The sequence below is a fragment of the Pseudomonas shirazensis genome (assembly GCF_050496565.1).
In the GTDB taxonomy this organism is placed as follows: domain Bacteria; phylum Pseudomonadota; class Gammaproteobacteria; order Pseudomonadales; family Pseudomonadaceae; genus Aquipseudomonas; species Aquipseudomonas shirazensis_A.
Map to the genome: position 1 here is coordinate 140,228 of NZ_JBNWAE010000002.1, position 13,856 is coordinate 154,083.

The following is a 13,856-nucleotide window of genomic DNA, read 5'->3' on the forward strand; positions in this document are numbered from 1 at the left end:
GCTAAAGGCAGATTAAGACCTGCCATTGTACCTGCCCGCGCGTTGTTGGGGGCCGGGAATATGCTGCTTTAACGGTGTTTGTCAGCACCGTGGTCGTTGCTGCGGTCGCGCAAACGAAGGTGCAGCAAGGGATACGGCTGGCCGAGACCGTCCTGCTCCGAACGTCCGATAACTGCAAAGCCCTCGTGCAGGTAGAAGCCCAGCGCCTGCGGGTTTTGCTCGTTGACGTCCAGATGGTCGGCGTTCAGCTCGCTGATGGCGTGGCGCAGCAGGCGCTTGCCGACACCCTTGCCGCGGTACTCGGGGCCGACGAAGAGCATGGCGACCTGGCCATTGGCGACCCCGGTGAAGCCGAGAATGCGCTGACGCGCGTCCTTGCAGCAGATCAGCATGACCGCATCGAGGTACTTGGCCAGGATGTGATCGCGCAGCAGCACGATGTAGGCATCCGGAAGAAAGTCGTGGGTGGCGCGAACCGAGGCTTCCCAGACGCGGATCAGTTCCGGGTAGTCGCTGGCGCGAGGGGTTTGCAGGGTGAACAGGGCGGGCATCGCGGCAGTCTCTGGTGCTGATCTCAGAAACATAGATGCTTGGCGGTAATTGTGCCTGCCAGGAACGCCTGACTCTTGGGTAGGAGCGGCCTTGCCGGAGCGCCGGACCGGTCGGAAAGGGCTGCGTAGCGGCCCCACGATTTACGCAACGCCGCAGAATTGCCGGGGCCGCTGCGCGACCCTTTCGCGACACAAGGCCGCTCCTACAGGGACCGCGTGCACTCGAGGTTGCTGCGGCGCTGACGCAGCCGCTAGCAATCGTCAGATTGGCTCGGCCCACATGTCGTACTCGTCGGCATCCACGATCCGGCAACGGACCTTGTCGCCCGGCTTGAAGCCATGGTCGCCATCGATGAACACGCTACCGTCGATTTCTGGCGCATCGAAGAAGCTGCGGCCAACCGAGCCTTGGTCCTCGACTTCGTCGATCAGCACTTCGATCTCACGACCGATGCGCAGTTGCAGGCGGGCGGCACTGATCGCTTGCTGATGGGCCATGAAACGGTCCCAGCGGTCCTGTTTGATGTCGTCCGGGACCTCATCCAGGCCCAGATCGTTGGCCGGCGCGCCTTCAACCGGCGAGTACTGGAAGCAGCCGACACGGTCGAGCTGGGCTTCGGTCAGCCAGTCGAGCAGGTACTGGAAGTCTTCTTCGGTTTCGCCTGGGAAGCCGACGATGAAGGTCGAGCGGATCACCAGCTCAGGACACTGCTCGCGCCAGTTCTTGATCCGCGCCAGGGTACGGTCTTCGAACGCCGGGCGCTTCATCGACTTGAGCACTTTCGGGCTGGCGTGCTGGAACGGGATATCCAGGTACGGCAGCAGCTTGCCAGCGGCCATCAGCGGAATAACGTCATCGACATTCGGGTATGGATACACGTAGTGCAGGCGCACCCAGACGCCCAGGCTGCTCAGCGCTTCGCACAGCTCGAGCATGCGCGTCTTGACCGGCCGGCCGTTCCAGAAGTCGGTCTTGTATTTGACGTCGACGCCGTAGGCGCTGGTGTCTTGGGAAATGACCAGCAGCTCCTTGACGCCGGCCTTCACCAGGCGCTCGGCCTCGCTCAGCACATCACCGACCGGGCGGCTGACCAGCTTGCCGCGCATCGACGGGATGATGCAGAAGCTGCAGCTGTGGTTGCAGCCTTCGGAGATCTTCAGGTAGGCGTAGTGACGCGGGGTCAGCTTGACGCCCTGCGGTGGCACCAGGTCGATCAGCGGGTTGTGGTCCTGGCGCGGCGGCACGACTTCGTGCACGGCGTTGACCACCTGCTCGTACTGCTGCGGCCCCGTGACCGACAGCACGCTTGGGTGCACGTCACGAATGTTGCCTTCGGCGACGCCCATGCAGCCGGTGACGATGACCTTGCCATTGGCTTTGATCGCTTCGCCGATCACTTCCAGCGACTCGGCCTTGGCGCTGTCGATGAAGCCGCAGGTGTTGACCACCACGACGTCGGCGTCCTCGTAGGTCGGCACGACTTCATAGCCTTCCATGCGCAGCTGGGTCAGGATGCGTTCGGAGTCGACCAGAGCCTTGGGGCAGCCGAGCGAAACGAATCCTACCTTGGGCACGGTAGAAGCAGGGGTGGTGGACATAGCTAACCTCGGTATTGAATGCGGCTGCAGCGCCGGTGGCGCAGCAATCGTGACGGGCGCTAGCGGCGCCTCTGATCAAAAAGTGCGCAATTCTAGCGAGCACAAGGTCGCTTGACCAGCAGAAATACGACGAACGCTGCGCTATGTTTCGCTATGGAACGTGATGGCCAAATTTCCTCGCCCGGCAGCGTCGCGGGTACTGCGGCTTTTGATTAGCTCAGCGCGGCAAGTACATGCTCTGGATCGTTGTGAATTGCTCGAAGCAAGGCGCGAGCGGGGCCTTCAGGCTCGCGACGACCTTGCTCCCAATTCCTGAGGGTTCCTATGGCGACGTCGATACGTTTCGCGAACGCAGCCTGAGAAAGGCCAGTGGCCTGACGTATTTTTTTGACTTGAACCGCATCGACATGGAATTCACGCGATGGCTGACGCTCACCGCGATCGATCTCATCCATCTGAGTCATGCTTTCTACAAGACGATCGAAGAGAAATTTTTCCATTATTTCCACCCTTTGTTAAGTGCGCGAAGCTGCGCTTTCTGGCTGCTGGTCAAGGTATCCAGGATGCCCTTGCGATAGATCAGGATCATCCTTATCTGATGCGCCGCAGTGACATGGTAATAGATGACACGCACGCCCCCACGCTTGCCTTTGCCCTTGGCAGCCCAGCGAATTTTCCTGAGCCCTCCGGTCTCCTCCATGAGAGCACCAGCTTCTGGATATTCGGCTAAATAGCTCTGCAACGTTCGGTATTCTTCATCTTCCAGATGCTCCTTCAGGTCGGAGGTGAAAACTGGGGTTTCGATGAAGATCATGCAATTCCTTGATGTACGTCATTGGCGTAGCTTGGATGATAGGGACTGCCTGTACTTTGCACAAGTCGCCATTTTCCTCCCGCTAGTAGGACATCGGATCGAAAGCGTGCAGTTCCAGTCAGCACAAGGTCGCTTGACCAGCAGAAATACGACGAACGCTGCGCTATGCTTCGCGCCATTGCAGCAGGGTCCATGTTGGACCTGGCTGCGGGTTCGAATTCTATCGGTCCGATGTGGCCGTCTGCGGGAGTGGTCGATGGTTCAGGCAAGCAGTCACGCCCAAGCGGGGCAAGGGGCAGCGCGCCCGATTGGCCTGCTGGTGGCAGCTGTTGGGGTGGTCTATGGCGATATCGGCACCAGCCCGTTGTATACGCTCAAGGAAGTGTTCTCCGGCGGCTACGGGGTGCCGGTCAATCATGATGGGGTGCTCGGCATCCTGTCGTTGATCTTCTGGTCGCTGATCTGGGTGGTGTCATTCAAGTATGTGACGTTCATTCTGCGCGCCGACAACCAGGGCGAGGGCGGCATCATGGCCCTGACCGCGTTGGCCACGCGGGCTTCAGCGGCTCATCCGAAACTGCGCCTCTTCATGATCGGCTGCGGCCTGGTCGGTGCCTCGTTGTTCTATGGCGACAGCCTGATCACCCCGGCGGTATCGGTGTTGTCGGCGGTCGAGGGCATGGGCCTGGCGTTCGACGGCATCGATCATTGGGTGGTTCCGATTGCCGTGGTGGTGCTGGTGGCGCTGTTTCTGGTGCAAAAGCACGGTACGGCCAAGATCGGCATCCTGTTCGGGCCGGTGATGGTGCTCTGGTTCGCGGTGCTGGCGCTGCTCGGTCTGCATGGCATCGTGCAGAGCCCGGAGGTGATCAAGGCGTTGAACCCGGCGTGGGCGGTCAACTTCTTCGTGGTGCATCCAGGCATGGGTGTGGCTATTCTCGGCGCGGTGGTGCTGGCGCTGACTGGCGCCGAGGCGCTGTATGCCGACATGGGCCACTTTGGCCGCAAACCGATTGCCCGCGCCTGGTTCATCCTGGTGCTGCCGGCTCTGGTGCTGAACTACTTCGGTCAGGGCGCATTGCTGCTGCAAGACCCGGAGGCGGCGCGCAACCCGTTCTATCTGCTGGCGCCGAGCTGGGCGCTGTTGCCGTTGGTCGCGTTGTCTACCCTGGCCACGGTGATCGCTTCGCAAGCCGTGATTTCCGGAGCCTTCTCGTTGACCCGCCAGGCGATTCAGCTCGGTTACATCCCGCGCATGCAGATCCAGCATACCTCCAGTGACGAGCAGGGCCAGATCTACATTGGTGCGGTGAACTGGGCGCTGATGATCGGCGTTGTGCTGCTGGTAATCGGTTTCGAGTCATCCGGCGCGCTGGCCGCGGCCTACGGCGTGGCGGTGACCGGTACCATGCTGATGACCACGCTGCTGGTGGCGACGGTGATGCTGCTGCTGTGGAAGTGGCCACCACTGCTGGCAGTGCCGATCCTGATCGGCTTCCTGTTGGTCGATGGGCTGTTCTTTGCCGCCAACCTGCCCAAGGTAGTGCAGGGCGGTGCCTTCCCGGTATTGGCAGCGATTGCCTTGCTGTTGTTGATGACCACCTGGAAGCGCGGCAAGCAGATCCTCGTCGAGCGCATTGACGAAGCCGCGCTACCGCTGCCGATCTTCATCAGCAGCATCCGCGTGCAGCCGCCGCATCGGGTCGAGGGCACCGCGGTGTTTTTGACCGCGCGGCCAGACGCCGTGCCTCATGCGCTGTTGCACAACATGCTGCACAACCAGGTTCTGCATCGTCAGGTGGTGTTGTTGACGGTAGTCAGCGAAGACCGGCCGCGGGTGCCGGAGCAAGAGCGCTTCGAGGTCGAAGCCTATGGCGATGGGTTCTTCCGGGTGCTGTTGCACTTTGGCTTCATGGACGAGCCGGATGTGCCGCAGGCACTGCGCTTATGCCATCTGGACGAGCTCGACTTCAGCCCGATGCGCACTACCTACTTCCTGAGTCGCGAGACGGTTATCGCCTCACGTCTGGAAGGCATGGCGCGCTGGCGCGGGGCGTTGTTCGCATTTTTGCTGAAGAACGCCAACGGCAACCTGCGCTTCTTCAACCTGCCGTTGAACCGGGTAATCGAACTGGGCACTCAGGTCGAGATATGAAGTAACCGGGACCGCAATGCGGCCCCGGTTACTACTCAGTTCTGTTCAGCTACGTTGGTTTTGCCCTGGCGCGTCTCGATCTCGCCGATCAGGCGCTTGGCCAGTGCCGGGTAGTTCTCATCGAAGTGGTGACCACCCGGCAGTTTCAGGCGCTCGCCAACGGCGGTGTGCTCGGTGCAGCCGCTCTCGTCGGCTTCTTCGACGCCATAGATACACACCACCTTGGCCGCAGGCATACGGGCCATTTCCGGGCCGGTCGGTGCTTCCTGACCTTCCTTGCCCAGCCAGCCTTCGACTTCGATCTCGAAACTGCCGCTGCGGGCGAACGCCAGCAGGATCACCGCATCGACGCGCTGCTGATCTTCTGCTGGTAGGCGGTTGTAGATCGCCGGCAGTACGTCGGCGCCGAACGAATAGCCGGTCAGGACAAAGCGCTTGGTGCCCCACTTTTGCCGGTAGTGCTGCATCAGTTCGGACAAGTCGATGGCGCTCTGTTCCGGGGTCTTGTGCTGCCAGTAATAGCGCAGCGTGTCGATACCGACTACCGGGTAGCCGAGTTTGGCCATTTCGCCCGCCACATCGCGGTCGAGGTCGCGCCAGCCACCGTCACCGGAGAGGAACAGAGTCACGGTATCAGTGGTTTGCCCGGCAGGTACTTCCACCACCGGGATGCTCAGTGCGTTGCCGTCGTGGCCGACCAGAACCTGGGTCAGCTGACCCTTGAGCACCTGCGGCAGATGGATGTCGTAGTCGCTGATGCTGGTTTCGGCGTTGCTTTGATCACGGACAAAGGCGGCGCTGGCGTCATCCGGGTTGTCGTTCCAGGCGACATTCCAGTGGCCATGGGCAGCGCTTTTCGGCAGTGCCGGGCAGCCGGGTTGCTCAAGCTTGAAGTCAACCGAGATGGCCCGGGCCTTGTCGTCGGTCTGGTTGGCCAGCCAGCGCCAGGCTTGCGCCGCGCCAGGGCCGATGCCGGCAACCACGGTCGGCGCACCGCTCAGATGGCTGATGGCCTGATCCAGCGCCTGTTGCTGCTTGGCGCAATCGGCAGGCGGCAGGATCACCTGGACCAGCTGCGCTTCGCCGGCCTGGCTCAGGTCGAGCAGTTGCTTGTCGCTGAGCGCCTGATCTTCAGGCACGCCAATCGCCACGCGGGTTTTGGCGGTGACTGCAGGTGTGGCGAGAACCAGGCTGCTGCCATCGGTCAGGGTCAGGTGCTCGACCTGAGCCTCCGGCGCCGGCCGGGTCCACAACCAGAACCACACGGCGGCACCCGCCAGGGCAAGCAACAAAGCGATCAACAGGTAGTGCCAATAGCGTCGAATCATCAGCGTTTCACCAATCCAGTCAGGCCGCCAGCGATCAGGGCGGCAGTGTCAGCCAATGCCACCAGCGGGTCCAGCCCGGCTGGCACGGCCATGTAACGAGGTTCCCAGTCTGGCTGGAACTTGTCCTTGAAGCGGCGCAGACCCTGGAAGTTGTACAGCTGCTCGCCGCGCTGGAACACCAGCGAACCCAGGCGCTGGGTTAGCGGTGCGCCACGTCGCGGCTGCAGGCCGGAGAGCGGCACCATGCCCAGGCTGAAACGCCCGTAGCCATGGTTTTTGTAGTGCAGGATCAAGCCGATCATCATGAACTCCATGGTCAGCTTCGGCGCTTCAGGGTGCGCGCGCATCAAGTCGAGGCTGGCCAGCTCCAGGCTGTGTGTCTCGAGCAGGTTGGCGAATGCCACCGGGCGGCCCTGGAAGCGGATCAGGGCAATGCGGAAGTGCTGCAGGTAGTCCGGGCTGAATCGGCCCAGCGAGAAGCCTTTCTCGCGCACGTTCTTGCCGCTGAGCCAGGCGTCCGAGATTTCCTTGAGCTCGTCCAGTGGGGCTTGGCCAGGTTCGTGAACTTCCAGGCTCAGGCCGTCGCGGCCGCCACGGTTCCAGGTGTAGCGCAGGTCCTTCATCTCCTTACCTTTGGCTTCCAGGTCGAAGCGGCGCAGATCAACTCGGGCTTCTTCGCCAAGCTTGAGCGCGGTCAGGCCGATGTCCATATAGAAGGGCAGGTTCTCGGCGCGCACCTGATAGAACACTGGGCGCGCATGGTGCACGTCGCACAGGTCACGGAACTGCCAGATCATCTCGGCGCGCTCCTGGGCAGGACCGATCGGGTCGTAAAGCGCGACCAGGCTACGGCCACGGCGGGCATACATGATGAAGGCGTTGTCGTTGGGGTGGAACAGCAGCGCCTTGTCGCCGGTCAGGGCCAGGCCGCCGTCGGGTTGATCAGATGCCAGCAGGATCTGCCGGGCCCGCTCCAGCTCATCGGCAGTCGGCAGATGGATCACCGGCCGCGCCGTGCGCAACAACCAGGTCAAGGCGACGAACACCAGCAGCACCGCGCTGCCCATGGCGGCGCGCAGGCCGCGTGGGGCGTCGGCATCGAGGGTGAACTGCCACCACAGCTGATGGCTATAGGGCACGTCCTGATAGGCGAACAGCAGCAGCCAGACCGATGCGCCGATAACGCAAGCACTGGCGACCAGATACACCGGCGAAAACGGCAGCTCGAGCAGGCGGCTCGGCCGGTAGAATGAGCGTCGGAACACCGCCAGCAGAACTGCAGTGAACGTCAGCACGCAGGCTTCCTCCCAGTCGAAGCCTTTCAGCAGCGACAGCAGCGCGCCCACCAACAGCAATACCGTGGTCAGCAACCAGGCAGCGGACAGACGTCGGCGCAGGCCTTGGGCCAGCAGCAGGCAGAGCACGCCGATCAGGCTGGCGCCGAAGTGCGAGGCGTCGATCAGCCGGTGTGGCACCAGAAAACCCATGTGCTCCAGGCGCGTGTCGATTTCTGGCGTGGCGCCAGAGAACAGCAGCACCACGCCGGACAGGAACACCAGAATCGCCAGCACTGGCGCGGCCAGGCCGGAGGCTGCCTTCAGTGCCTGCTGAGCGAACAGCAAGCGACGGGCTTCGTTGGCCAGCAGCAGGACGCAGGCCAGCAGCAGCGGTAATACCACATAGATCAAGCGGTACAACAATAAGGCTGCGGCCAGTGGGGCTGCGCCAAGCTGGTCGGCAAAAGCGGCCAACAGAATCGCTTCAAACACACCAACGCCACCCGGCACGTGGCTGAGCACGCCCGCTGCAAGCGCCAGCAGGTACACCAGCACAAATGCGCCAAACGGCGGCGCCTCCGGCAGCAGCAGATACAAAACAGTAGCGGCAGCCGCAACATCAAGTGCGGTGATCAGCAGTTGCAGGCCGGTCAGGCGCGCGCCGGGCAGGCGCAGTGTGCGCCGACCGAGCCCGACCAGCAGGCTGTCAGCCAGCGGCTGCTCGGTCAATCGGCGCCGATACAGACCGGCGACCAGGAGCGCGCTCAGCGCCAGTACTGCAAAGGCGATAGCCGCCAATACGCCGGCCGGCATGCGCAGAGCGGTTGCTGCCGCAGGCAAGTTGCTCAGTGTTGCCAATGCTGCCAAAGGGGGCAGGGCGCAGCCCAGCGACAGGCTGGCGAATACCGTCATCCGCGCCACTTCACCGGCCCCCAGACCATGGCGGGCATACAGCCGATAACGCACCGAGCCTCCCGACAGTATCGACAGGCCAATTGCATTACCAATGGCGAACGCACTGAAACCGCCCAGTACCAGAGTTGCTGTCGGCAGCTTAACGGCGGCGTAGCGGCTGGCAGACCATTCATAGCCAAGCAGGATCACGAAGCCGACCACAGTGGCCAACAGTGCGCCGAGCATGGACTGCTTCGGCACGCTGAGAATGGCATCGTGCAGGGCATAGATGTCCAGCTCACTGAGCAGGTGACGGCAGGCAATCAAGGCCATGCCGAACAACAGCAGCGTCAGTGCCAGGACTATCGGTTGCCGATACCGGCTCAACCGCTCGAGCCAAGGCAGACGTTGGGCAGCCACCGGCAGCGCCGCGGTGAGTGGCGTCTGGGGATCAGGGGTATGGGCGGTCATGAGTTACCTCGGGCCGACAGCGCGAGGTAGGAGAAAGGTGCGGCCAAGTGGAAGTCCCTTAGGAAAACGTATCCGGATATTACTCCTGCCAGAGGCGCTTGCAGCGATCTGACGGAGTTAAAGATAGTTCATCCACAAAGGTCTTGGCAGCAGGAGAGGGCAGCTGGCTTAGGGTTTTCAGAACCCCAGAAACAACAAACCCCGCACTGTTTAAAACAGGCGGGGCTTGTTCTGACGATTTGGTTGCGGGAGCCGGATTTGAACCGACGACCTTCGGGTTATGAGCCCGACGAGCTACCAGACTGCTCCATCCCGCGTCAGTGGGGCGCATTGTACGCATTACTGGCATGAGGTCAAGCCTTGAGCGCTGATGCAGCGTAAATAACTGAAAAAGCACAAGGCGCAGACGAAAAAAATGGCCGCTGTTTTCACAGTGGCCATTTTCTTTGTTTGGTTGCGGGAGCCGGATTTGAACCGACGACCTTCGGGTTATGAGCCCGACGAGCTACCAGACTGCTCCATCCCGCGTCTGTGGGGTGGACTATACCCTGATTTATTCTGATGTCAAGCTTACCCTTTGATTTAGAACACATTCTTCCAGGGCAGCTTTACTTGAAGCAAAGAAAAAGGCCACTGTTTGTACAGTGGCCTTTTCTATATTTGGTTGCGGGAGCCGGATTTGAACCGACGACCTTCGGGTTATGAGCCCGACGAGCTACCAGACTGCTCCATCCCGCGTCTGTGAGATGGATTCTACTCCCTGACGCTGCGCAGTCAAGCTATTTCTCAGGGAAATCCTTTTCTGTTCAATCTGTTAGCGTGCCATTTAAGCGGCGGGCTCAGCAACGGCGGGCATTCCAGGCCAATTGTCGAATAGCAGGGTGTACACGGTGCCAGCGCGTGGCGGTTACGGTAATATCTGTATGAATTTACAGTACTGACGGTCATCCATGTCTTTGCGCAAGATCATTCACGTCGACTGCGACTGCTTTTACGCTGCGATCGAAATGCGTGACGACCCGAGCCTGGCCGGGCGGCCGATGGCGGTGGGTGGCTCGGCGGAGCGGCGCGGGGTGATTGCTACTTGCAACTATGAGGCGCGTGCGTATGGGGTGCGCTCGGCGATGTCGTCGCGCCACGCACTTAAACTGTGCCCCGACCTGTTGATCGTCAAGCCGCGTTTCGAGGCCTACCGCGAAGCCTCACGCGAGATTCAGACCATCTTCCGCGATTACACCGAGCTGATCGAACCGCTGTCGCTGGATGAAGCCTATCTGGATGTCAGCGACAGCTCCTGGTACGGCGGCAGCGCCACGCGCATTGCCGAAGATATCCGCCAGCGTGTTGCCAAAACCTTGCACATCACGGTCTCGGCGGGGGTTGCGCCAAACAAGTTTCTGGCCAAGATCGCCAGTGACTGGCGCAAGCCCAACGGGCTGTTTGTGATCACCCCCGGCGAGGTGGAGGCGTTTGTTGCCGCGCTGCCGGTGGCTCGCCTGCATGGTGTGGGCAAGGTCACTGCCGACAAACTGACCCGCTTGGGTATCGAGACCTGCATGGACATGCGCGAATGGTCAAAGCTGGCGCTGGTGCGCGAGTTTGGCAGTTTTGGCGAGCGTTTATGGGGGCTGGCTCGTGGCCTGGATGAGCGCGCTGTGCAGAATGACAGCCGGCGTCAGTCGGTCAGTGTCGAAAACACCTACGATACCGATCTGCCTGACCTGAACAGTTGCCTGGCCAAATTGCCTGAGTTGCTCGATAGCCTGAACGAGCGGGTCGCGCGAATGGACAGCAGCTATAAAGCCGACAAGCCATTCGTCAAGGTCAAGTTCCATGACTTCACTCAGACGACCATGGAGCAAGCGGGGGCCGGGCGCGATCTGGAGAGTTATCGACAGTTGCTGAGCCAGGCATTTGCCCGAGGCGGCAAGCCGGTGCGGCTGCTTGGAGTAGGGGTGCGTTTGCGCGACCTGCGCGGGGCGCATGAGCAGTTGGAGTTGTTTGCGCCCGTGTGAGGGGCATAGAGGGTGCGTCAGCAAGGCCGCCAGGCGGCCCTGTGACGAAGGCGATTATTGTCCGCCTGGATCCGCTACCAGTCGCCCGGTCTGCTTGGTCAGTGCCTGCAAGAATTCCTGCTGCAATTCAGGATCATTGCGGGTCAGTTCAATCAGGCTCTGCTCAAGTTCACTGGCTTCTTCTTCCAGGCCCAGTTCGGACAGCCGCTTGACCCGGTGCACCCACTGGCTGACATCGTCGTCTTCAAGGTCATCGAAGATCAGGTGCCGTGCTTCCACCAGCTTGTTGCGCAGCGTGCCGCTGACCAGCAGGCTGGCGTCGCCGCGAATGCCGTTGTCCTCGTCGACCACCTGCAGGTGCAGGGTGCCTACGCGGCTGAGGTTCTGCTCGGAAAACGGCGCATCCAGCAGATTCAGCCGCAGTACGCCATTACGGTCGGTGGTCAGCTCATGGTTGAGCTTGCCAGCCTTGACTTCGACCAGACGCTCGCTCCAGGGCAGGTTGGTGGACTCCTCGCGCTTGGCTTTCTCCACCTCGCTGATGCCCGCCAGGTTCTGCTGGGCACGACCGTTGGATTGCACGTTCATGAATGGGTTGAGCCCGGCGACGCCATAGCTCAGCCAGTCATGGGTGACACTCTGCGGCAGGTTGCCCAAGGCAAACACATTGACCACATTGGCACCGACTCCAGCCACCACCGCGACCGCGCCCAGCGGGATCTCGTAGATCTCCCGCCAGGGCTGGTAAGGGGTGTAGCGGTCGTAGTGGCGGGTCACTTCGAATTCGGTTACCTCGAAGCGCTGCTGCTCGTGGACGCGCACGCGCCGTTGCGGAAGCTCCATTACCTTGGGCTCGCCAACGTCGATCTGCAGACTGTGCTCGAGCAATTTGCGCTCGACGCGTTCTTCATGCTCGCTGCGCTGGGACATCTGATTGGCGCAGCCGCTGACGAACAGGGCGCCGCAGAGTGCGGCGCCCCCCAGGGTAAAGGTACTTCGCTTGTACATGTTCACTCGCGCATTGGGCTATCAGCGACGGATGCGGGCTTGCAGGAAGGTCAGCACTTCGTTGACCGGCAGCGCCTGGGCGTCCTGCTCGGTGCGGTGCTTGTATTCCAGGTTGCCATCGGCCAGGCCGCGGTCACTGACCACGATCCGGTGCGGGATGCCGATCAGTTCCATATCGGCAAACTTGTTGCCTGGGCTGGTCTTCTTGTCACGGTCATCGAGCAGCACTTCGAAGCCTGCAGCGGTCAGTTCGGCGTACAGCTTGTCGGTCGCCTCGCGCACCACCTCGGTTTCATAGCGCAGCGGTACCAGAGCGATCTGGAACGGCGCCAGGGCGTCGTTCCAGATGATCCCCTTGTCGTCGTAGCTCTGCTCGATGGCAGCAGCAACCACGCGCGAAACGCCGATGCCGTAGCACCCCATCGACAGTACTACTGGCTTGCCGTTCTCGCCGAGTACCTGGCACTTGAGCGCCTCGCTGTACTTGGTGCCGAGCTGGAAGATATGCCCGACTTCGATACCGCGCTTGATCACCAGGGTACCCTGGCCATCCGGGCTTGGGTCACCGGCAACCACGTTGCGCAGGTCGGCTACTTCAGGCACTGGCAGGTCGCGCTCCCAGTTGACGCCGAAGTAGTGCTTGTCGTCGATGTTGGCGCCGATGCCGAAGTCGCTCATCAGGGCCACCGAACGGTCGATGATGATTTCCAGCGGCAGGTTCAGCGGGCCCAGCGAGCCTGCACCAGCACCAATGGCATCACGCAGCTCGGCGTCGCTGGCCATGACCAGCGGTTCGGCAACCTGAGGCAGCTTGGCGGCCTTGATTTCGTTGAGTTCGTGATCGCCGCGCACGATAAGGGCAATCAGCTTGCCTTCTTCGGCGCCGCGCACGATCAGGGTCTTGACCGTCTTCTCGATCGGCAGGCCGTGATTTTCGACCAGCTGGGCAATGGTCTTGGCGTGCGGAGTGTCTACCAGGCGCAGCTCTTCGGTTGGCGCAGGGCGCACGCTTTCGCGTGGGATGGCTTCGGCTTTTTCGATGTTGGCGGCGTAGTCGGAGCTGTCGCTGAAGATCACGTCGTCTTCACCGGTAGCGGCCAGGACGTGGAATTCGTGCGAGTAGTTGCCACCGATCGAGCCGGTATCAGCCTGCACCGGGCGGAAGTTCAGGCCCAGGCGGGTGAAGATGTTGCTGTACGCCTGGTGCATGCGGTCGTAGGTTTCCTGCAGGGAAGCCTGGTCGGCATGGAAGGAGTAGGCGTCCTTCATGATGAACTCGCGGCCACGCATCAAGCCGAAGCGCGGGCGGATCTCATCGCGGAATTTGGTCTGGATCTGGTACAGGTTGAGCGGCAGCTGTTTATAGCTGGACAGCTCGTTGCGGACCATGTCGGTGATCACTTCTTCGTGAGTCGGGCCAACGCAGAAGTCGCGGTTGTGCCGGTCTTTCAAGCGCAGCAGCTCTGGGCCGTACTGTTCCCAGCGGCCAGATTCCTGCCACAGCTCGGCCGGCTGGATGCTCGGCATCAGCACTTCAAGCGCGCCGGCGGCGTTCATTTCTTCGCGGACCACAGCTTCGACCTTGCGCATTACCCGCAGGCCCATCGGCAGCCAGGTGTACAGGCCGGAGGCCAGCTTGCGGATCATGCCGGCGCGCAGCATGAGCTGATGGCTGATGACCACTGCATCGGCAGGGGTTTCTTTTTGGGTGGCGAGCAAATATTGACTGGTGCGCATGGGGGGC

General features: G+C 61.5%; 10 protein-coding genes and 3 tRNA genes. 2 read left to right on the plus strand and 11 right to left on the minus strand.

Features of this window, described 5'->3' with window-relative positions; all coding sequences use genetic code 11:
* Window positions 1-68 precede the first annotated feature (68 nt).
* From ACQZ2L_RS04615 to ACQZ2L_RS04630, 4 genes are all read right to left on the minus strand, one after another.
* Window positions 69-551, minus strand: a complete 483-nt coding sequence (locus ACQZ2L_RS04615) for a GNAT family N-acetyltransferase (RefSeq protein WP_430324853.1) — start codon at window positions 549-551, stop codon at window positions 69-71.
* A 261-nt stretch (window positions 552-812) separates the two neighbouring features.
* Window positions 813-2,150, minus strand: coding sequence for a 30S ribosomal protein S12 methylthiotransferase RimO (gene rimO / locus ACQZ2L_RS04620; protein WP_430324854.1), 1,338 nt, complete (start codon window positions 2,148-2,150; stop codon window positions 813-815).
* A 212-nt stretch (window positions 2,151-2,362) separates the two neighbouring features.
* The gene (locus tag ACQZ2L_RS04625) at window positions 2,363-2,650 is read right to left on the minus strand and encodes a helix-turn-helix domain-containing protein (protein WP_430324856.1); all 288 of its coding nucleotides are present in this window, start codon (window positions 2,648-2,650) and stop codon (window positions 2,363-2,365) included.
* Window positions 2,650-2,964: a hypothetical protein gene (locus tag ACQZ2L_RS04630; RefSeq protein WP_207072547.1), complete on the minus strand. Its 315-nt coding sequence runs from the start codon at window positions 2,962-2,964 to the stop codon at window positions 2,650-2,652. Before ACQZ2L_RS04630 ends, ACQZ2L_RS04625 begins: the two co-directional genes overlap by 1 nt.
* Window positions 2,965-3,220: 256 nt before the next feature.
* On the opposite strand from ACQZ2L_RS04630, the gene ACQZ2L_RS04635 reads away from it, so the two are divergent.
* On the plus strand, window positions 3,221-5,119 hold the full coding sequence (locus tag ACQZ2L_RS04635; protein ID WP_430324857.1) for a potassium transporter Kup: 1,899 nt from the start codon (window positions 3,221-3,223) through the stop codon (window positions 5,117-5,119).
* Window positions 5,120-5,154: 35 nt separating this feature from the next.
* Here ACQZ2L_RS04635 and ACQZ2L_RS04640 read toward each other — a convergent pair whose 3' ends face one another.
* From ACQZ2L_RS04640 to ACQZ2L_RS04660, 5 genes are all read right to left on the minus strand, one after another.
* Window positions 5,155-6,447 carry a virulence factor family protein gene (locus ACQZ2L_RS04640; RefSeq protein ID WP_430324859.1) on the minus strand — a complete coding sequence of 431 codons (1,293 nt, stop codon included), beginning with the start codon at window positions 6,445-6,447 and terminating at the stop codon, window positions 5,155-5,157.
* Window positions 6,447-9,089 (minus strand): bifunctional lysylphosphatidylglycerol flippase/synthetase MprF, encoded by a 2,643-nt coding sequence (mprF, locus tag ACQZ2L_RS04645; protein WP_430324860.1) that lies wholly within the window; start codon window positions 9,087-9,089, stop codon window positions 6,447-6,449. Before mprF ends, ACQZ2L_RS04640 begins: the two co-directional genes overlap by 1 nt.
* A 240-nt stretch (window positions 9,090-9,329) precedes the next feature.
* Window positions 9,330-9,406: transfer RNA gene (locus ACQZ2L_RS04650), tRNA-Met, on the minus strand.
* Window positions 9,407-9,540: 134 nt separating this feature from the next.
* A tRNA-Met gene (locus tag ACQZ2L_RS04655) sits at window positions 9,541-9,617 on the minus strand.
* 133 nt (window positions 9,618-9,750) lie between these two features.
* Window positions 9,751-9,827 (minus strand) — tRNA-Met (locus ACQZ2L_RS04660).
* A 218-nt stretch (window positions 9,828-10,045) separates the two neighbouring features.
* Here ACQZ2L_RS04660 and dinB point away from each other — a divergent pair.
* Window positions 10,046-11,104, plus strand: a complete 1,059-nt coding sequence (gene dinB / locus ACQZ2L_RS04665) for a DNA polymerase IV (protein ID WP_430325156.1) — start codon at window positions 10,046-10,048, stop codon at window positions 11,102-11,104.
* A gap of 54 nt (window positions 11,105-11,158) precedes the next feature.
* Here dinB and ACQZ2L_RS04670 read toward each other — a convergent pair whose 3' ends face one another.
* Window positions 11,159-12,112 (minus strand): hypothetical protein, encoded by a 954-nt coding sequence (locus ACQZ2L_RS04670; protein WP_314878069.1) that lies wholly within the window; start codon window positions 12,110-12,112, stop codon window positions 11,159-11,161.
* Between the two features lie 21 nt (window positions 12,113-12,133).
* Window positions 12,134-13,849: a proline--tRNA ligase gene (locus tag ACQZ2L_RS04675; protein WP_101317387.1), complete on the minus strand. Its 1,716-nt coding sequence runs from the start codon at window positions 13,847-13,849 to the stop codon at window positions 12,134-12,136.
* Window positions 13,850-13,856 lie beyond the last annotated feature (7 nt).

Coding starts and splice junctions, on each gene's coding strand:
- ACQZ2L_RS04615 (WP_430324853.1), bottom strand. CDS start 551: ATGCCCGCCCTGTTCACCCTGCAAACCCCTCGCGCCAGCGACTACCCG.
- rimO (WP_430324854.1), bottom strand. CDS start 2,150: ATGTCCACCACCCCTGCTTCTACCGTGCCCAAGGTAGGATTCGTTTCG.
- ACQZ2L_RS04625 (WP_430324856.1), bottom strand. CDS start 2,650: ATGGAAAAATTTCTCTTCGATCGTCTTGTAGAAAGCATGACTCAGATG.
- ACQZ2L_RS04630 (WP_207072547.1), bottom strand. CDS start 2,964: ATGATCTTCATCGAAACCCCAGTTTTCACCTCCGACCTGAAGGAGCAT.
- ACQZ2L_RS04635 (WP_430324857.1), top strand. CDS start 3,221: ATGGTTCAGGCAAGCAGTCACGCCCAAGCGGGGCAAGGGGCAGCGCGC.
- ACQZ2L_RS04640 (WP_430324859.1), bottom strand. CDS start 6,447: ATGATTCGACGCTATTGGCACTACCTGTTGATCGCTTTGTTGCTTGCC.
- mprF (WP_430324860.1), bottom strand. CDS start 9,089: ATGACCGCCCATACCCCTGATCCCCAGACGCCACTCACCGCGGCGCTG.
- ACQZ2L_RS04670 (WP_314878069.1), bottom strand. CDS start 12,112: ATGTACAAGCGAAGTACCTTTACCCTGGGGGGCGCCGCACTCTGCGGC.
- ACQZ2L_RS04675 (WP_101317387.1), bottom strand. CDS start 13,849: ATGCGCACCAGTCAATATTTGCTCGCCACCCAAAAAGAAACCCCTGCC.